The following is a 17,166-nucleotide window of genomic DNA, read 5'->3' as shown; positions in this document are numbered from 1 at the left end:
GGAAAAAGGCGGGGGCACAAAGCTTCAGGGTTTGCTTGAACCGTGGCGAGGGAGCTTGCTCTCGCTGGGTTGCGAAGCGACCCCGAATCTGGCACCTCGGTGTGACAGGTGGATTGAGTCGCTGCTTTTGGGGCTGCTGCGCAGCCCAGCGGGAGCAAGCTCCCTCGCCACAGGGAGTCCCTCGATCAGTGGGGAGAGTAGACCGTCAGCATCTGCCCAGGCTTGAGCGCCTTGCCCATCCGTGGATTCCAGCGCTTGAGGTGCTGCATTTCGACGTTGAAGCGCTTGGCCACCACGTACAGCGAGTCGCCCTGCTTGACCTTGTATTGGGTCTGCTTCTTTTGAGCCTTGCTGTTGGCGGCGACCACGGTGCTGACGCGCTTGCCGGTGGCCTTGGTGGCTTTGGTGTCCCGCATCACCAGGGTCTGGCCAACCTTGAGTTTGTTGCCACTGAGCTTGTTCCAGCGTTGCAGGTCCTTGGTCTGGACGTTGTTGGCCTTGGCAATCTGGGCCAGGTTATCGCCGCGCTTGACGCGGTAGCTGCGCCTGGCGCCTTCCACGTCGCTATCATCGGCGTTCTCGAAAACCGGTTTGAGCGAGCGCTGGCTGATCAGCTCTTCCGGGCGCATGGTCGACAGGCTGGCGGTCAGCAACTGGGCCTTGGAAGTGGGCACCAGCAGGTGCTGCGGGCCGTCGATGGTGGTGCGCTGCTTGAAAGCCGGATTGAGCTGGAACAGCTCGTCTTCGTCGATGTTGGCCACTGCCGCGACCTTGGACAGGTCCATGCGCTGGTTGATTTCGACGACCTGGAAATAGGGTTCGTTGGCGATCGGGTTAAGGTTCACGCCATAGGCATCGGGAGAGAGCACCACCTGGGACAGCGCCAGCAGCTTCGGCACGTAGGCCTGGGTCTCGCTGGGCAGCGGCAGGTTCCAGTAGTCGGTGGGCAGGCCCAGCTTTTCGTTGCGCTCGATGGCGCGGCTGACTGTGCCTTCACCGGCGTTATAGGCCGCCAGTGCCAGCAGCCAGTCACCGTTGAACATGTCGTGCAGGCGCGTCAGGTAATCCATGGCGGCCGTGGTGGAGGCGGTGATGTCGCGACGCCCGTCATAGAAGCGGGTCTGGCGCAGGTTGAAGTAACGCCCCGTGGACGGGATGAATTGCCAAAGCCCCACCGCGTTGGCCCGGGAATAGGCCATCGGGTTGTAGGCGCTTTCGATCACCGGCAGCAGCGCCAGCTCCAGCGGCATGTTGCGCTCTTCGAGGCGTTCGACGATGTAATGGATATAGAGGCTGCCGCGTTCACCGGCGTTTTCCAAGAAGGACGGGTTACTGGCGAACCACAGGCGCTGTTGCTCGATGCGTGGATTGACCCCGGCGGTTTCTTGCAGTTGGAAGCCCTGGCGCATGCGTTCCCAGACGTCCTGGGGTACTTGAGGGGTGGGTCTTTCAGTGAGCCAGATAGGCTTCTGTTTGGCCCGAGCGGCGATATTCGGCGTGTGGGCCACGTCGGTTTGCGGCGCCTGGCCCGAACTCTGGCAGCCCGCCAGGGTGGCGGACACAGCCACCGCAATGGCTTGAGCCAAGCGGGTCAATGTGTCTGACTGGGCGGATCTGCGTATAGATGACGACATTGGCTGGAAGTAAGTTCCGGGCAAAAATGTCGGCCGATTCTAGGAAGCGCACCCCAACAGGTCAACCATTCAGAATTTTTGTATCAATCGATAGCGCCCTTAGAACTTATCTTTCCAAGCTCTCAAGGCAGCAAAAACCTCGGTCGGCGTCTCGTTACGCTGGCCACTCCGTTCGTCTGCTTTTTGTTTAACGGATGTTTCAGCGGTGCGCAGGAAGGGATTGGTGAGTTTTTCCAGGGCCAGGGTCGAGGGCAGGGTGATGACACCTTCGTTGCGTTGCCGGGTGACTTTTTCCAGACGGGCGGCGATGTCCGGATTGCCCGGTTCCACTGCGGCGGCAAATTTCAGATTGCTGAGGGTATATTCATGGGTGCAGTAGATCAGCGTATCTTCGGGCAGGCCGGCGAGGCGGTCGAGGGAATGGTGCATCTGCCCTGGCGTACCTTCGAAGAGCCGGCCGCAACCGGCAGCAAACAGGGTGTCGCCACAGAACAGCAGGCCGCGGTGGTAGTAGGCGATATGCCCCAAGGTGTGGCCGGGCACCGTGTAGACCTCGAAATCCAGGCCGAGCACGTTGAGCGTGTCGTTGTCACGGAGCGCCACATCCCGCGCCGGGATATTTTCACTGGCCGGGCCATGGACGGTAGCGTGCGTTGCGTTTTTCAGCGCCTCGACGCCGCCGACATGATCATGGTGATGATGGGTGATCAATATGTCGCTCAAGGCCCAGCCTGGGTGGGCGTCGAGCCAGGCTTGCACCGGCGCGGCGTCACCGGGGTCGACCACGGCGCAGCGTTGGGTGGCATGGTCCTGTAACAACCAGATGTAGTTATCGGTGAACGCGGGCAGGGCACTGATCTGTATCATCGCGGAATTCGCCAAGCAGAAAACAAAGGCGCATCTTAGAACTTCCTGACGCGTTGGAGAATGCAATGACCGATGAAGCGTTCGCTCAGGCTGATCCTGACTGGCTGGCGTTGATTAGCGCGGCCCGTGAATGGCTGTCCGGCCCTGTCGGGCAATTCTTGCTGGAAGAAGAGCGGCGCATGCTCGAGGAGGAGCTGGGTCGGTTCTTCGGCGGCTACCTGGTGCATTACGGGCCTTCGGCGCAGACGCCGCCGTCGGCACCGCAGGTCCAGCGCAACGTCCGCCTGGGCGCACCGTTGCCCGGCGTGGAGATTGTCTGCGAGGAGCAAGCCTGGCCTTTGAGCGAGCATGCCGCCGACGTGGTGGTGATGCAGCACGGCCTGGATTTCTGCCTGTCTCCCCACGGCTTGCTGCGTGAAGCTGCCAGCAGCGTACGCCCGGGCGGGCATCTGGTGATCATCGGCATCAACCCCTGGAGCAGTTGGGGGTTGCGTCACGTGTTCGCCCACGATGCCTTGCGCCAGGCCCGCTGCATCTCGGCCTCGCGGGTCGGTGACTGGCTCAACCTGCTGGGCTTCGCGCTGGAGAAACGCCGCTTCGGGTGCTATCGTCCGCCGCTTGCATCACCCAAGTGGCAGGCCCGCCTGGCCGGTTGGGAGCGCAAGGCCGGTGACTGGCAATTGTCTGGCGGTGGTTTCTATTTGTTGGTGGCGCGCAAGATCGCGGTCGGGCTGCGCCCGGTGCGTCAGGCGCGACGCGAGCCGATGGGCAAGCTGATTCCCCTGCCGATGGCCAAGGTCAACCGTCGCCATATCGAGCCGTAACCCTTTTCTGATGACCTGCCGGCATTTCGGCTTCGGGCGTTATCGCCCAGATCGGCAGGCCTTTGCATTTTTTTGGATAGATTGGCATGAGCGATAGCGTAGAACTCTTCACCGATGGCGCCTGCAAGGGCAATCCCGGCCCTGGCGGCTGGGGCGCGTTGCTGGTGTGCAAAGGGGTGGAGAAGGAGCTCTGGGGCGGTGAAACCAACACCACCAACAATCGCATGGAATTGATGGGTGCCATCCGTGGCCTGGAAGAACTCAAGCGTTCCTGTGACGTACTGCTGGTCACCGACTCGCAGTACGTCATGAAGGGCATCAACGAGTGGATGGCCAACTGGAAGAAGCGTGGCTGGAAGACGGCGGCGAAGGAGCCGGTGAAAAACGCTGACCTCTGGATGTTGCTGGATGAGCAGGTCAACCGTCATAACGTCACCTGGAAGTGGGTGCGCGGCCACATCGGCCACCACGGCAACGAACGGGCCGACCAACTGGCCAACCGTGGGGTGGATGAGGTGCGGGGCTTCAAGCAGGCTTGATTCAGCCGGCTGGGGCCCTTGGTCAGAAGGAATGATTGACCTGTGGCGAGGGAGCTTGCTCCCGCTGGACTGCGAAGCAGGCCCCTTCGGGCGGTCGCTGCGCAACCGAGCGGGAGCAAGCTCCCTCGCCACATAAACGGTGTGCGGCACCGCGCTCCGTGAGCGTGTTAACATCCGCGCTTTTGCAAGCATGCCCGTTGAGAGCTGAACACTGATGGCCAACAGATCTGTTGTACTGGATACCGAAACCACCGGCATGCCGGTGACCGATGGTCACCGGATTATCGAAATCGGCTGTGTCGAGCTGATCGGCCGGCGCCTGACCGGCCGCCATTTTCATGTTTACCTGCAACCGGATCGCGAAAGTGATGAAGGCGCTATTGGCGTCCACGGCATCACCAACGAGTTCCTGGTGGGCAAGCCGCGTTTCGCCGAAGTGGCCGATGAGTTCTTCGAGTTCATCCAGGGCGCGCAGTTGATCATCCATAACGCCGCGTTCGACGTTGGGTTCATCAACAACGAGTTCGCCCTGATGGGCCAGCACGACCGCGCCGACATCACCCAGCATTGCACCATCCTCGATACCCTGATGATGGCTCGGGAGCGTCACCCTGGGCAGCGCAACAGCCTCGATGCCTTGTGCAAACGCTACGGGGTCGATAACTCCGGTCGTGAGCTGCACGGCGCCTTGCTCGACTCCGAGATCCTGGCCGACGTCTACCTGACCATGACGGGCGGCCAGACCAGCCTGTCCCTGGCCGGCAACGCCTCGGACGGCAACGGTACCGGCGAGGGCTCGGGCAACCAGGCCACGGAAATTCGTCGTTTGCCGGCTGGCCGCAGGCCGTGCCGGATCATCCGCGCCAGCGAAAGCGACCTGGCCGAACATGCCGCACGTCTGGAAGCCATCGCCAAGTCCGCCGGTGCTCCGGCACTGTGGACGCAGTTGGCCGAGGCGCAGGTCCCGGCGAACGGATGAAGCTCCTTAGGGAACCAATACTGTTCATTAAAGGCAAATAAAGAACCCGTGGCGAGGGAGCTTGCTCCCGCTTGAGTGCGAAGCGCTCACAAAATGGGGCTGCTTCGCAGCCCAGCGGGAGCAAGCTCCCTCGCCACGATGATTCCGGCAGACCTTTAGCGAACGGCTGTATCCACGTTCATTTCTCGCCACAATCGCCAGTACCTTCTAACCTGAGGTAACGGGCAGGCAATGGATCCCGCTTGATGAAAGATTTGCAAGGCAAGGGCAATGGATGGCGATGCGCCGTTGGTTGTCTCAAGGAATGAGGACTTTCCCCAGTATGCAACCGGTCATGAATCCCAAGCACCCCGGCCTGTCGGTACGCGTCGTCGATGATGGTTTTGCCGCCTACATCTGGGGCAGTGATTTCAGTTTCGAGGTCAGTGACTACGGCACAGCGCAGGTTGGCCGGCCCGTGAGCCAATGGCCGGTGACGCCCATCGTTCCCTATCGCAAGTGCTATGGCATCGATCCGGAAGAGTTCAGCAGTTTTCGCAATGCCCCGGACAGCGAGATCTTCATGGCTTATCTCGACGACCAGCCGGTAGGGCACTTGGTGGTCAGCACTAACTGGAACGGTTTCGCCCACATCGACGAACTGGCGGTGCACGCGCCTGCCCGTCGCCACGGGGTGGCCAAGGCGTTGCTCGACGTCGCGCATTTCTGGAGCCGCAAGAAGAAACTGCCGGGGATCATGCTGGAAACCCAGAACAACAACCTGGGGGCTTGCCGACTCTATGAGCGTTGCGGGTACGTACTTGGCGGCATCGACCACCTGCGCTATCGCGGCATTGACCGGCATACCGCTGAAGTGGCGCTGTTCTGGTATCGGTTGTTCGACGATCCGCTGGGCATGTCGATCAGTGGCTCAGCAACACCTCGGCTTGTTCCGTAAGTCGTTCCAGCAGTGATTGGACGGCGGGCGAGGGTTGCGTGCCGTTGAGGCTCAGGGCATAGAGACCAATCGCAATCGCCGGTGACACCGGGCAGACGTCCAGGTCGCCGCCCTTGGCGCCTGAGGCGGTGAAGGGGTCGACGATGGCAAGGCCTTCGCCGGCTTCGACCATGGCGCGCATCATCTGATGGGTCTGTACGCGGATCTGGATTAGCGGCGCCGGACGCAGCGCCGCCAGTTTATGCTCGAACGCGGGGCTCAGCGGGTCGTGGCCATCGAGCCCCACCAGTGACTGGCCCGCCAGATCCTGAAGCGAAATGTATTTTTGCCGCGGTTGCAGCCAGCCGTGGGGCGCCAGCAATTGCAGTTTGCCCTGGGCAATCATCTGGCAATGGATGTCGGGGTGTTCCGGGTCGTGCAAGCTCAGGCCCAGGTCACTTTCACGCAATAGCAGGCTCTGGACGATGTCGCGGGTCGGTTGGCTGAGCAGGGTGCAAGGCACATCTGGATGCCGTCGACGCAGGGCGGCGATGCTATGGGGCAACAACTGTTGGGCCAGCGGCGGGGTGCAGATGACTCGCAGGGGCGGTGCCTGATAGTGTTTCAGGCTACTGGCCAGGCGTTGCACCGGTTCGAGGGTGTCGTACACCCGTGTGATGCCGTTACGCAACTCAAGGGTTTCTCGAGTGGCCTGCAAGCGCCCACGCACACTGGCAAACAGCATGAAGCCCAGTTGCGCCTCGGCATCGCGCAGGATCGCCTCGACCTCCGCCACCGGCAATTGCAGCCATTCGGCCGCCGTGCCGAGGTGGCCGGTCTGCAGCAGCGCCTGGATCACTTCGATGTGGCGTAAACGCATGCAAGAAGTCCATGTTCGGCGGGTAAGCCATTGAGTGGCCGAATCCTAACCCAAGTCCGGGCATGACTTCTGCTCATAACAACCGTTATGAAGCTATTTGTGTTTCAGTGGGCGTTTGAGCTTGTGGTGGCGTTTCCGGTTCGCGCGTCAATTCGATTTGGGACTGCACCAGCACAAATTTGCCGTCGTCGAGTTTGTTGACGCGATCACCGATAGCCAGCTTGTAGGTAGTGACAGGCTCCTTGCCGTTTCCGTCGGGCGACGGGGTCGATTCCTGGAACTCATGCACCGAATAGACGCGACCTTCGGCGTCCCGCGCATGAAATTGTCCGACAAGTACTGCTGCCATTGCTTAGAACCTCTGGAAATAGATCACTCGATTTGCGGTTCTGTAGACCCCGGTCAAGCGCGGTAAGTTTTCCTACATGAAAAAAATAGTCCAGTTGGCCGGTTTTCGTCGTCCCGCTGGTCCAATTGTCGCTCCGATCATCTATAACTACAGGCTCCTTTGAGCCGACAGTCGAGAGACTCTTATGAGTAATGTCTACACAGTGGCCGTTTTGGTGGGCAGCCTGCGCAAGGCATCGATCAATCGCAAGGTGGCGCTGGCACTGGCTGACCTGGCGCCAGCCAATCTGAAACTGAGCATCGTCGAAATCGGCGACTTGCCACTCTATAACGAAGACATCGATGTAACGCCGCCGGCAGCCTACACCACATTCCGTCAGCAAGTGGGCGCAGCCGACGCATTGCTGTTCGTCACGCCTGAATACAACCGTTCGGTGCCGGCACCGCTGAAGAATGCCATCGACGTGGGTTCGCGCCCCTACGGCCAGAGTTGCCTGAGTGGCAAGCCGGGCGCGGTGATCAGTGCATCGCCCGGCGCCATCGGTGGTTTTGGCGCCAACCATCATTTGCGCCAGTCCCTGGTGTTCCTCGATGTACCTTGCATGCAGCAGCCGGAAGCCTACCTGAGCGGCGCCGGGACGGCGTTTGACGAGGCGGGTAATTTGTCGGATGCCGTAAGGCCGTTCCTGCAGAAATTCATCGACGCCTATGGCAAGTGGGTCGAGCAACATAAAAAGGCCTGATATTCCGAGATTCCAGGCAACACCTGTGGCGAGGGAGCTTGCTCCCGCTGGGGCGCGTAGCGGCCCCGGTTTTAGGGTCTGCTGCGCAGCCCAGCGGGAGCAAGCTCCCTCGCCACAAATGTGGGCCCTCGGCTTTACTGAATACCCCAAGCTCCCTATATTCGCCTCTCGCACCCCAAGGCCCGCCTTCTCCATGCCCGATTCCCACGGTCCCATTGAAGGCTCCCGGGCGTCGGCGGGCGCGTGGCTGCTGGCTTTTTCCCTTCATTCCCCCGTTCAAGGCTGTTGCACATGCTCATCGCGTCGTTGATTTTCCTGCTGACCATTACGCTGGTGATCTGGCAACCCAAGGGGCTCGGGGTCGGCTGGAGCGCCACGCTCGGCGCGGTGCTGGCCTTGTTGAGTGGAGTGGTGCAGGTCGGTGACATTGCGCTGGTCTGGCAGATTATCTGGAACGCCACCGGGACTTTTGTCGCGCTGATCATCATCAGCCTGTTGCTGGACGAGGCTGGGTTCTTCGCCTGGGCGGCCCTGCATGTGGCCCGGTGGGGGCGGGGCAGTGGGCGCAAGCTGTTTGCGTTCATGGTGCTGCTGGGTGCGTTGGTGTCGGCGCTGTTCGCCAATGACGGGGCAGCGCTGATCCTGACCCCCATCGTGATCTCGATGCTGCTGGCGTTGCGTTTTTCCCCGGCGGCGACCCTGGCGTTCGTGATGGGCGCCGGTTTCATTGCCGACACCGCGAGCCTGCCATTGGTGGTGTCAAACCTGGTCAACATTGTCTCGGCGGACTTCTTTGGCATCGGCTTCAACCGCTACGCAGCGGTCATGGTCCCGGTGAACCTGGTCAGCGTGGCGGCCAGCCTGGCGATCCTGCTGTGGTTCTTTCGACGCGATATCCCGAGCGATTACGACCCGCATCAGCTGGATGATCCGGCGAGTGCAATCCACGACACAGCAACGTTCTATGCCGGTTGGGCGGTGCTGGTGATCCTGCTGTTGGGCTGCTTTGCCCTGGAGCCTTTGGGGATTCCAATCAGCGCGATTTCGGCTGTCTGTGCCGCGTTGCTGCTGGCCGTCGCCGCCCGCGGCCATAAGATCTCCACCCGCAAGGTGATGAAGGAAGCGCCGTGGCAGATCGTGATCTTTTCCCTCGGCATGTACTTGGTGGTCTATGGCCTGCGTAACGCCGGGCTCACTGGGTACCTGGCCCACTGGCTCGACGGTTTCGCCGAATATGGCGTGTGGGGCGCGGCCATGGGCACCGGGCTGTTGACGGCGTTGCTCTCGTCGGTCATGAACAACCTGCCGACGGTGCTGATCGGTGCCTTGTCCATCGATGCCAGCCAGGCCACCGGAGTGGTGAAGGAGGCGATGATCTACGCCAACGTCATCGGCAGCGACCTGGGCCCGAAAATCACCCCTATCGGCAGTCTGGCGACCTTGCTTTGGTTGCATGTGCTGGCACGCAAGAACATCCAGATCGGCTGGGGGTATTACTTCAAGGTCGGGATCGTGCTGACGACGCCGGTGTTGCTGGTGACGTTGGCGGCGCTGGCGGTGCGGTTGTCCATTTAGACCGAGGTGACTTCATCGCGAGCAAGCTCGCTCCCACAGTGGATTTGTGTTGTTCACAGAATTGATGATCTACACATAACCCTGTGGGAGCGAGCCTGCTCGCGATGAGGACCTGGCAGGCCCCCTCAAATTCAGCCATTGCCCGGCACATCCGGCCAAAGATCCGCCACCAGGAAGAGCCGCTCGGCCTCTTCCCACTCGCCCTCGGCGCTTTCGGTCAGGCGCACCATCAGTTGCGCCGGCGCCATGGGGTCGAGGGCCATTCGCCAGGCTTCCAGTTGCTCGGTGCTCCAGGTCTGGTCCGCCGGATAATGGGCCGGGGCCAGCCAGGCGGCGCGGGGCAGGGGTTGCCAGCGCCCCGGCGGACGTTGGGCGACGAAGGCTGGCCAATCGCGCTGATGCAGCCAGCTCCCCCGCAGATGCCTGGGGTGCGCGCCGGCCGGCGGTTCGGCCTGGCCCGGCCAGGGATACAGTAAATAACCGCCGAGCCAGAGCTCGGAACGAAACACCTCGGTGCCGGACGGTTCAATGCCCAGTGCCGCCAAGGCCTCGCGGCTTTCCGGACGTGCCGAGATCGGCAGCTGGTGATCGCGCAAATGCGCCAGTTTGCGGTCGAGTCGGTCATGGCAGCCCGGCCCGAGCCATTGCGCGGTGTCCTGGCCATTGCCGTGCTGGGGGCCGAGGTACAACTTGATCGCCAACTCCAGATGATGGATGCCGTCGCCATCGCGCAGCAGCAGGTCCAATTCGCCCAGCGTATGGCCGGCGTGCCGGATCGGCAGGTTCGCGGCAATCAGCTCGATGCCCGGGGCGTGTTGCACGGCAAATTGCCACAGCCTTTCGTAGTACAGGCCCAAGCGCCGTGTTCGCCCCAGGGACAGGCAATGCAGCAGTGGATAGCTGTCACGGTCCAGCTGCCGCAGCCAGTGTTCCAGTCGATGAGGATCCTGTACCCAGCCGCTGCCGGCGAGAGGATGGCGCTGGGGCCAGGGAGGGTCGATGAGCATCGGTGGGGCAAGTATCGCCCACGCCAGATCGCGCACTTCGGGATGGCGCAGGCGGCGAGGCAAGTCCAGCAATTCAGGAAACAGGATCATTTTGCGAGCATAGCCGCTGTGGTGAAGGCTTAAAGAATTTTGTCTATGGAGCGCTTTCGCCCATAATCGTGTTTTTCGCCCGCCGCAGACCTTCGCAGGAGCCTCATGGAGCAATTTCGCAATATCGGCATCATCGGTCGCCTGGGCAGTTCACAGGTGTTGGACACCGTTCGCCGTCTCAAACGTTTCCTCCTGGAGCGGCACCTGCATGTGATCCTCGAAGATACCATCGCCGAAGTGCTGCCGGGTCATGGCCTGCAGACGTCGTCGCGCAAGATGCTCGGCGAAGTCTGTGACATGGTGATCGTAGTCGGCGGCGACGGCAGCCTGTTGGGGGCGGCCCGGGCCCTGGCGCGGCACAACGTTCCCGTGCTGGGCATCAACCGGGGCAGCCTCGGGTTCCTGACCGATATCCGCCCCGACGAGCTGGAAACCAAGGTCGCCGAAGTGCTGGACGGCCACTACCTGGTGGAAAACCGCTTCCTGTTGCAGGCGGAGGTCCGTCGCCACGCCGAGGCCATTGGCCAGGGCGATGCCCTCAATGATGTGGTTCTGCACCCCGGCAAGTCCACGCGCATGATCGAGTTCGAGCTGTACATCGACGGCCAGTTCGTCTGCAGCCAGAAGGCCGACGGCCTGATCGTCGCCACGCCCACCGGCTCCACGGCCTATGCGCTGTCTGCCGGTGGCCCGATCATGCACCCCAAGCTCGACGCTATTGTGATTGTGCCCATGTACCCCCATACCTTGTCTGGGCGACCCATCGTGGTCGATGGCAACAGTGAGCTGAAAATCGTCGTGTCCAAGGATATGCAGATCTACCCGCAAGTGTCCTGTGACGGTCAGAACCATTTCACCTGCGCGCCGGGTGACACCATCACCGTCAGCAAGAAAGCGCAGAAGCTGCGCTTGATCCATCCGCTGGATCACAACTACTACGAAGTCTGCCGGACCAAGCTCGGCTGGGGTAGCCGGTTGGGGGGTGGAGGCGACTGATGCTCGATCCTGCGCGCAGTTACGACCTGATCGGCGACGTGCACGGATGCGCCTTGACCCTTGAACGCCTGCTGGACCAACTCGGTTACCACAAGCAGGGCGGAGTCTGGCGGCATCCGTCGCGCATGGCGGTGTTCCTGGGGGACATCATTGACCGGGGGCCACGCATCCGCGAGGCGCTGCACATCGTCCATGACATGGTGGTGGCCGGCCAGGCGTTGTGCATCATGGGCAACCACGAGTTCAATGCCCTGGGCTGGAGCACGCCGGCACTGCCGGGCAGTGGCCAGCGCTACGTGCGCGAACACACCCCGCGCCATGCGCGCCTGCTCAACGAAACCCTGACCCAGTTCGAGCAGCATCCTGCAGATTGGCATGACTTCCTCAAGTGGTTCTATGAGCTGCCGTTGTTTGTCGACGCTGGCCGTTTCCGGGTGGTGCACGCCTGCTGGGACGCCGGCCTGATCGAGCCGCTGCGCGGCCTGTTCCCGGACGGCTGCATCGACGAGCATTTCCTCCAGGCCTCGGCGGAACCCGGCAGCTTTGCCTGCACGGTGTTCGATCGTTTGTTGCGCGGCACCGACATGCGCCTGCCCCATGGCCAGACCCTCACCGGCGGCGACGGCCTGACCCGCTCGTTCTTCCGGACCAAGTTCTGGGAAGACGATCCGCAGACCTACGGCGACATCGTGTTCCAGCCCGACGCCTTGCCTGAGCCGGTGGCCCGCAGACCACTGTCGCCGGATGAAAAGAACAACCTGTTGCGTTATGGCGTCCATGAACCGCTGTTGTTCGTCGGCCACTACTGGCGCAGTGGCAAGCCCGCGCCGATCCGCCAGAACCTGGCCTGCCTGGATTACAGCGCGGTGCTCTACGGCAAGTTGGTGGCCTATCGCCTGGACCAGGAAACCCGCCTGGATCCGCACAAATTTGTCTGGGTCGATGTCGAGCGGCCGGAGATGATGCAATGAGTGTTGTCGCCGTATTGCGCTTGCCCCTGGCCGTGGATTTGAGCGGGTTCGTCAAGCTGTTGCAACGCATGCAGGTGCCCCATCGGGTCAGCGAAGAGGCCGGTGAGCAGGTGCTTTGGGTGCCGGATGAAATCAGCGAGGACGTGCGCTCCCTGTATGCGCGCTTCCCGGCCGGCGATCCCGAGCAACAGCTGGAGTTGCCGGCCACGGCCAGCACCTCGCGCCGGGCCGGATTCGTCCAGCAACTGAGCCGTAGCCCGGTCACCGCCCTGGTGTTGCTGCTGAGTCTGATCGTCGCTGCCGTGACCCTGCTGGGGGAAAACCTGCAAACCTTGCGCTGGCTGACCTTCCTGGAGTTTCGGGTCGTCGGTGACTACATCCAGTTCACGCCCCTGGGCGACAGTCTGGCGGCGGGGCAGTGGTGGCGCCTGGTGACACCGATGCTGATCCATTTCGGTTTCCTGCACATCGCCATGAATGGCATGTGGTATTGGGAGTTGGGGCGGCGGATCGAGGCCCGACAGGGCAGCATCAACCTGCTGGGCCTGACGCTGTTATTCAGTCTTGTGTCCAACTTCGCCCAGTATGTATTCAGCGGTGCAACGCTGTTCGGTGGTTTGTCCGGGGTGCTGTACGGGCTGCTGGGGCACTGCTGGATCTATCAACTGCTGGCGCCGAACCCGGCCTATCACTTGCCCCGTGGGGTGCTGGTGATGATGCTGGTGTGGCTGGCGCTGTGTCTGTCGGGGCTGGTCTCGCTGATCGGTTTCGGCGAAATCGCCAATGCGGCCCATGTCGGCGGGCTGCTCATCGGTTGCTTCACCGGTTTGTTGGGCGGGCTTTTCGCTCGCCGTAAAATGGCCCTCTGACTGGCGTTTGTGCCTTTTGAATATGCGCGACTGCGCGGAGAACCCATGTCCTCGTTCAACGAAATGATCCAAAACATCACCCCCGACATCTACCAAAGCCTGAAACTGGCGGTGGAAATCGGTAAATGGGCCGATGGCAACAAGCTCACCGCCGAGCAGCGCGAGCTGTCGCTGCAGGCGATGATTGCCTGGGAAATCCAGAACCTGCCTGAAGAGGAGCGCACCGGCTACATGGGCCCGCAGGAGTGCCAGTCGAAGTCGACCGAGGTGCCAAACATCCTGTTCAAGTCGGACGCCATCCATTGATCGAGATTGGCCGCGGTGCAATCAGCAAAATGTCGGCGCGCCTTGACGGGCTGACCGTTCAATACGCCTTTCGCTTGGGCGATACCGAGGTGCCGGTCAACCCCTTGATCGGCAGCACCGTGCGCCTGGAGTACCTCGGTGCGATCCACTGCAGCCATTGCGGGCGCCGGACCAAGACCAGTTTCAGCCAGGGTTATTGCTACCCTTGCATGACCAAACTGGCCCAGTGTGACCTGTGCATCATGAGCCCCGAGCGCTGCCATTTCGAGGCGGGCACCTGCCGCGATCCGGCCTGGGGTGAGCAGTTCTGCATGACCGACCATGTGGTGTACCTGGCCAATTCCTCGGGCGTGAAGGTCGGCATCACTCGCGCCACGCAATTGCCGACCCGCTGGCTGGACCAGGGCGCCAGCCAGGCGCTGCCGATCCTGCGGGTCGCCACGCGACAGCAATCGGGGTTTGTCGAAGACCTGTTCCGCAGCCAGGTGGCGGACAAGACCAACTGGCGCGCGTTGCTCAAGGGCGATGCGGTGACGGTGGATTTGCCGCGGATCCGCGATTCGCTGTTCGAGAGCTGCGCCGAGGGATTGCAGGGCTTGCAGGAACGATTCGGCCTGCAAGCGATCCAGACCATAGCGGACGTCGAACCCATCGAGATCCGTTATCCGGTGGAGCAGTACCCGGCCAAGATCGTCAGCTTCAACCTGGACAAGAACCCGATCGCCGAAGGCACGCTGCTGGGGATCAAGGGCCAATACCTGATTTTTGACACCGGCGTGATCAACATTCGTAAATACACGGCTTACCAGCTCGCCGTGCATCAGTAGAAGGATTCGACCCATGCGCACCGAACAACCGAAGATGATTTACCTGAAGGACTATCAGGCGCCCGAGTACCTGATCGACGAGACACACCTGACCTTCGAGTTGTTCGAGGACCACAGCCTGGTCCATGCGCAACTGGTAATGCGCCGCAATCCCGAGCGCGGTGCCGGGTTGCCGCCCCTGGTGCTCGATGGCCAGCACCTGGAGCTGGTCTCGCTCAAGCTCGATGACGTCGACCTGAACCCGAGTGACTATCAGGTCGACGACAGCCACCTGACCGTGCAGCCCAAGGTTCAGGCCTTTACGATTGATACCACCGTCAGGATCCATCCGGAAACCAACACCGCCCTGGAAGGCCTGTACAAGTCCGGCAGCATGTTCTGCACCCAGTGCGAGGCCGAAGGTTTCCGCAAGATCACCTATTACCTGGATCGCCCGGATGTGATGAGCAAGTTCACCACCACCGTGGTGGCCGAGCAGCACAGCTATCCGGTGCTGCTGTCCAACGGCAACCCGATTGCCAGCGGTCCCGGCGAAGATGGCCGGCACTGGGCAACCTGGGAAGACCCGTTCAAGAAGCCGGCCTACCTGTTTGCCCTGGTGGCCGGTGACCTGTGGTGCGTCGAAGACACGTTCACCACCCTGAGCGAGCGCAGCGTGGCGTTGCGCATTTATGTCGAGCCGGAAAACATCGACAAATGCCAGCACGCCATGACCAGCCTGAAGAAATCGATGCGCTGGGACGAAGAAGTCTATGGGCGTGAATACGACCTGGACATCTTCATGATTGTCGCGGTCAACGACTTCAATATGGGCGCCATGGAGAACAAGGGCCTCAACATCTTCAACTCCAGCGCCGTGCTGGCCCGCGCCGAAACCGCCACCGATGCCGCGCACCAGCGGGTCGAGGCGATCGTTGCCCACGAATACTTCCATAACTGGTCGGGCAACCGCGTGACCTGCCGCGATTGGTTCCAACTGTCGCTCAAGGAAGGCTTCACGGTTTTCCGCGACGCCGGCTTCTCGGCCGATATGAACTCCGCCACCGTCAAGCGCATCCAGGACGTGGCTTACCTGCGCACCCACCAGTTCGCCGAAGACGCGGGCCCGATGGCGCACCCGGTGCGTCCGGACAGCTTCATCGAGATCTCCAATTTCTACACCCTGACCGTGTACGAAAAGGGCTCGGAAGTGGTCGGCATGATCCATACCCTGCTGGGACCGGAGGGTTTCCGCAAGGGCAGCGATCTGTACTTCGAACGCCACGATGGCCAGGCCGTGACCTGCGATGACTTCATCAAGGCGATGGAAGATGCCAATGGCGTCGACCTGGCCCAGTTCAAGCGCTGGTACAGCCAGGCCGGGACGCCACGGCTGGCGGTCAGCGAGGCTTACGATGCCACGGCCAAGACCTACAGCCTGACCTTCAGCCAGAGCTGCCCGCCAACCCCGGACAAGCAGGACAAGCTGCCGTTCGTGATTCCCGTGGAGCTCGGCTTGCTGGACAGCAAGGGCGCTGAAATGCCTTTGCGCCTGGCCGGTGAAGCGGCGGCAAGCGGCACTTCCCGAGTGATCTCGGTGACTGAAGCCGAGCAGACCTTCACCTTCGTCGACATCGCCGAACAGCCTCTGCCATCACTGTTGCGCGGCTTTTCGGCGCCAGTGAAGCTGAGCTTCCCGTACAACCGCGACCAGTTGATGTTCCTGATGCAACACGACAGCGACGGCTTCAACCGCTGGGATGCCGGCCAGCAGTTGTCGGTGCAGGTGTTGCAGGAGTTGATTGCCCAGCATCAAAAGGGCGCCAAGCTGTCGCTGGATCCGCGCCTGGTCAGTGCGTTGCGCACCGTGTTATCGGACGAATCCCTGGACCAGGCCATGGTCGCGGAAATGCTCTCGCTGCCAAGCGAGGCTTATCTGACGGAAATCAGCGAAGTGGCCGACGTCGAGGCGATCCATGTCGCCCGGGAGTTCGCTCGCCGGCAGTTGGCCGAGAACCTGTTCGAAGCCTTGTGGCTGCGCTACGAAGCCAACCGCGACCTGTCGAAAAGAACGACTTATGTGGCCGAGGCCGAGCATTTCGCCCGTCGTGCGTTGCAGAACATCGCGCTGTCGTACCTGATGCTCACCGACAAGCCTGAGGTGCTCAGCGCTACCCTGGAGCAGTTCGACACCGCCGATAACATGACTGAGCGTCTTACGGCATTGGCGGTGCTGGTCAATTCGCCGTTCGAAGCCGAGAAGGCCAAGGCCCTGGAAGTGTTCGCGGAAAACTTCAAGGGCAACCCGCTGGTCATGGACCAATGGTTCAGCGTCCAGGCGGGCAGCCCGTTGCCCGGTGGCCTCGCGCGGGTCAAGGCGCTGATGGCGCATCCGGCGTTCAATATCAAGAACCCGAACAAGGTGCGGGCGCTGGTCGGCGCGTTTGCCGGGCAGAACCTGGTCAACTTCCACGCCGCCGACGGTTCGGGTTATCGCTTCCTGGCGGACTTGGTGATCCAGCTCAATGGCTTCAACCCACAGATCGCTTCGCGACAGCTGGCGCCACTGACCCGCTGGCGCAAATACGACAGCGCCCGCCAGGCGTTGATGAAAGGCGAGCTGGAACGCATCCTGGCGTCCGGCGGGCTGTCGGCCGATGTGTTTGAAGTGGTGAGCAAGAGCCTGGCGTAAACAGGCACTGCCGTACCTTTGTGGCGAGGGAGCTTGCTCCCGCTGGCCTGCGAAGCAGGCCCGATCCTGGTTCACTTTCGCTGCGAATAGCGGGGGACCAAGGTCAGGGAGTCCTTCGGCCTCC

General features: G+C 61.7%; 17 protein-coding genes. 12 read left to right on the top strand and 5 right to left on the bottom strand.

Annotated features, from left to right (window positions below):
* Nucleotides 1-185: 185 nt before the first annotated feature.
* Nucleotides 186-1,634: a transglycosylase SLT domain-containing protein gene (locus QNH97_RS15855; RefSeq protein ID WP_283552853.1), complete on the bottom strand. Its 1,449-nt coding sequence runs from the start codon at nucleotides 1,632-1,634 to the stop codon at nucleotides 186-188.
* A gap of 99 nt (nucleotides 1,635-1,733) precedes the next feature.
* Nucleotides 1,734-2,501, bottom strand: coding sequence for a hydroxyacylglutathione hydrolase (gene gloB, locus QNH97_RS15850; RefSeq protein ID WP_283552852.1), 768 nt, complete (start codon nucleotides 2,499-2,501; stop codon nucleotides 1,734-1,736).
* 65 nt (nucleotides 2,502-2,566) lie between these two features.
* On the opposite strand from gloB, the gene QNH97_RS15845 reads away from it, so the two are divergent.
* The 4 genes from QNH97_RS15845 to QNH97_RS15830 all read left to right on the top strand — a co-directional run bounded on the left by QNH97_RS15845 (nucleotide 2,567) and on the right by QNH97_RS15830 (nucleotide 5,780).
* Nucleotides 2,567-3,325 carry a class I SAM-dependent methyltransferase gene (locus QNH97_RS15845; RefSeq protein WP_283552851.1) on the top strand — a complete coding sequence of 253 codons (759 nt, stop codon included), beginning with the start codon at nucleotides 2,567-2,569 and terminating at the stop codon, nucleotides 3,323-3,325.
* A gap of 86 nt (nucleotides 3,326-3,411) precedes the next feature.
* Nucleotides 3,412-3,864: a ribonuclease HI gene (gene rnhA / locus QNH97_RS15840; protein WP_025213276.1), complete on the top strand. Its 453-nt coding sequence runs from the start codon at nucleotides 3,412-3,414 to the stop codon at nucleotides 3,862-3,864.
* A gap of 214 nt (nucleotides 3,865-4,078) precedes the next feature.
* Nucleotides 4,079-4,843, top strand: a complete 765-nt coding sequence (dnaQ, locus tag QNH97_RS15835) for a DNA polymerase III subunit epsilon (RefSeq protein ID WP_283552850.1) — start codon at nucleotides 4,079-4,081, stop codon at nucleotides 4,841-4,843.
* Nucleotides 4,844-5,165: 322 nt separating this feature from the next.
* A complete protein-coding gene (locus tag QNH97_RS15830) occupies nucleotides 5,166-5,780 on the top strand; it encodes a GNAT family N-acetyltransferase (protein ID WP_283552849.1) in 615 nt (204 codons plus the stop codon).
* Here QNH97_RS15830 and QNH97_RS15825 read toward each other — a convergent pair.
* Nucleotides 5,746-6,639, bottom strand: coding sequence for a LysR family transcriptional regulator (locus QNH97_RS15825; protein WP_283552848.1), 894 nt, complete (start codon nucleotides 6,637-6,639; stop codon nucleotides 5,746-5,748). The two genes, QNH97_RS15830 and QNH97_RS15825, sit on opposite strands and share 35 nt — an antisense overlap.
* Before the next feature lie 85 nt (nucleotides 6,640-6,724).
* Nucleotides 6,725-6,988, bottom strand: coding sequence for a hypothetical protein (locus tag QNH97_RS15820; RefSeq protein ID WP_283552847.1), 264 nt, complete (start codon nucleotides 6,986-6,988; stop codon nucleotides 6,725-6,727).
* Nucleotides 6,989-7,172: 184 nt separating this feature from the next.
* Between QNH97_RS15820 and QNH97_RS15815 the strand changes: the two genes are divergently transcribed.
* A complete protein-coding gene (locus QNH97_RS15815) occupies nucleotides 7,173-7,730 on the top strand; it encodes an NADPH-dependent FMN reductase (protein WP_283552846.1) in 558 nt (185 codons plus the stop codon).
* 291 nt (nucleotides 7,731-8,021) lie between these two features.
* Nucleotides 8,022-9,305, top strand: a complete 1,284-nt coding sequence (locus QNH97_RS15810; RefSeq protein ID WP_283552845.1) for an arsenic transporter — start codon at nucleotides 8,022-8,024, stop codon at nucleotides 9,303-9,305.
* A 131-nt stretch (nucleotides 9,306-9,436) separates the two neighbouring features.
* On the opposite strand, the gene QNH97_RS15805 is transcribed toward QNH97_RS15810, so the two are convergent.
* The gene (locus tag QNH97_RS15805; RefSeq protein ID WP_283552844.1) at nucleotides 9,437-10,402 is read right to left on the bottom strand and encodes a DUF1853 family protein; all 966 of its coding nucleotides are present in this window, start codon (nucleotides 10,400-10,402) and stop codon (nucleotides 9,437-9,439) included.
* Nucleotides 10,403-10,507: 105 nt separating this feature from the next.
* Here QNH97_RS15805 and QNH97_RS15800 point away from each other — a divergent pair, with 105 nt between their 5' ends.
* From QNH97_RS15800 to pepN, 6 genes are read left to right on the top strand one after another with little or no spacing between them, the layout of a single operon-like run.
* The gene (locus QNH97_RS15800; RefSeq protein WP_025213287.1) at nucleotides 10,508-11,398 is read left to right on the top strand and encodes an NAD(+) kinase; all 891 of its coding nucleotides are present in this window, start codon (nucleotides 10,508-10,510) and stop codon (nucleotides 11,396-11,398) included.
* Nucleotides 11,395-12,369 (top strand): metallophosphoesterase, encoded by a 975-nt coding sequence (locus tag QNH97_RS15795; RefSeq protein ID WP_283557495.1) that lies wholly within the window; start codon nucleotides 11,395-11,397, stop codon nucleotides 12,367-12,369. Before QNH97_RS15800 ends, QNH97_RS15795 begins: the two co-directional genes overlap by 4 nt.
* Nucleotides 12,366-13,238 (top strand): rhomboid family intramembrane serine protease, encoded by an 873-nt coding sequence (locus QNH97_RS15790; RefSeq protein ID WP_283552843.1) that lies wholly within the window; start codon nucleotides 12,366-12,368, stop codon nucleotides 13,236-13,238. Before QNH97_RS15795 ends, QNH97_RS15790 begins: the two co-directional genes overlap by 4 nt.
* Nucleotides 13,239-13,283: 45 nt before the next feature.
* Entirely contained in the window at nucleotides 13,284-13,544 is a 261-nt protein-coding gene (locus QNH97_RS15785) for a YeaC family protein (RefSeq protein ID WP_283552842.1), read from the top strand.
* Nucleotides 13,541-14,371 (top strand): DUF2797 domain-containing protein, encoded by an 831-nt coding sequence (locus tag QNH97_RS15780; RefSeq protein WP_283552841.1) that lies wholly within the window; start codon nucleotides 13,541-13,543, stop codon nucleotides 14,369-14,371. The genes QNH97_RS15785 and QNH97_RS15780 overlap by 4 nt, the downstream gene beginning before the upstream one ends.
* 13 nt (nucleotides 14,372-14,384) lie before the next feature.
* Nucleotides 14,385-17,042, top strand: a complete 2,658-nt coding sequence (pepN, locus tag QNH97_RS15775) for an aminopeptidase N (RefSeq protein WP_283552840.1) — start codon at nucleotides 14,385-14,387, stop codon at nucleotides 17,040-17,042.
* Nucleotides 17,043-17,166 lie beyond the last annotated feature (124 nt).

The sequence above is a fragment of the Pseudomonas sp. G2-4 genome (assembly GCF_030064125.1).
Classification (GTDB): domain Bacteria; phylum Pseudomonadota; class Gammaproteobacteria; order Pseudomonadales; family Pseudomonadaceae; genus Aquipseudomonas.
Note: the sequence above shows the minus strand (reverse complement) of the source record. Positions and strands in the feature narration are given on the sequence as shown.

Excerpts from the sequence above, each read along its gene's own strand:
- QNH97_RS15855 (WP_283552853.1), bottom strand. The coding sequence starts at position 1,634 with ATGTCGTCATCTATACGCAGATCCGCCCAGTCAGACACATTGACCCGC.
- gloB (WP_283552852.1), bottom strand. The coding sequence starts at position 2,501 with ATGATACAGATCAGTGCCCTGCCCGCGTTCACCGATAACTACATCTGG.
- QNH97_RS15845 (WP_283552851.1), top strand. The coding sequence starts at position 2,567 with ATGACCGATGAAGCGTTCGCTCAGGCTGATCCTGACTGGCTGGCGTTG.
- rnhA (WP_025213276.1), top strand. The coding sequence starts at position 3,412 with ATGAGCGATAGCGTAGAACTCTTCACCGATGGCGCCTGCAAGGGCAAT.
- dnaQ (WP_283552850.1), top strand. The coding sequence starts at position 4,079 with ATGGCCAACAGATCTGTTGTACTGGATACCGAAACCACCGGCATGCCG.
- QNH97_RS15830 (WP_283552849.1), top strand. The coding sequence starts at position 5,166 with ATGCAACCGGTCATGAATCCCAAGCACCCCGGCCTGTCGGTACGCGTC.
- QNH97_RS15825 (WP_283552848.1), bottom strand. The coding sequence starts at position 6,639 with ATGCGTTTACGCCACATCGAAGTGATCCAGGCGCTGCTGCAGACCGGC.
- QNH97_RS15820 (WP_283552847.1), bottom strand. The coding sequence starts at position 6,988 with ATGGCAGCAGTACTTGTCGGACAATTTCATGCGCGGGACGCCGAAGGT.
- QNH97_RS15815 (WP_283552846.1), top strand. The coding sequence starts at position 7,173 with ATGAGTAATGTCTACACAGTGGCCGTTTTGGTGGGCAGCCTGCGCAAG.
- QNH97_RS15810 (WP_283552845.1), top strand. The coding sequence starts at position 8,022 with ATGCTCATCGCGTCGTTGATTTTCCTGCTGACCATTACGCTGGTGATC.
- QNH97_RS15805 (WP_283552844.1), bottom strand. The coding sequence starts at position 10,402 with ATGATCCTGTTTCCTGAATTGCTGGACTTGCCTCGCCGCCTGCGCCAT.
- QNH97_RS15800 (WP_025213287.1), top strand. The coding sequence starts at position 10,508 with ATGGAGCAATTTCGCAATATCGGCATCATCGGTCGCCTGGGCAGTTCA.
- QNH97_RS15790 (WP_283552843.1), top strand. The coding sequence starts at position 12,366 with ATGAGTGTTGTCGCCGTATTGCGCTTGCCCCTGGCCGTGGATTTGAGC.
- QNH97_RS15785 (WP_283552842.1), top strand. The coding sequence starts at position 13,284 with ATGTCCTCGTTCAACGAAATGATCCAAAACATCACCCCCGACATCTAC.
- pepN (WP_283552840.1), top strand. The coding sequence starts at position 14,385 with ATGCGCACCGAACAACCGAAGATGATTTACCTGAAGGACTATCAGGCG.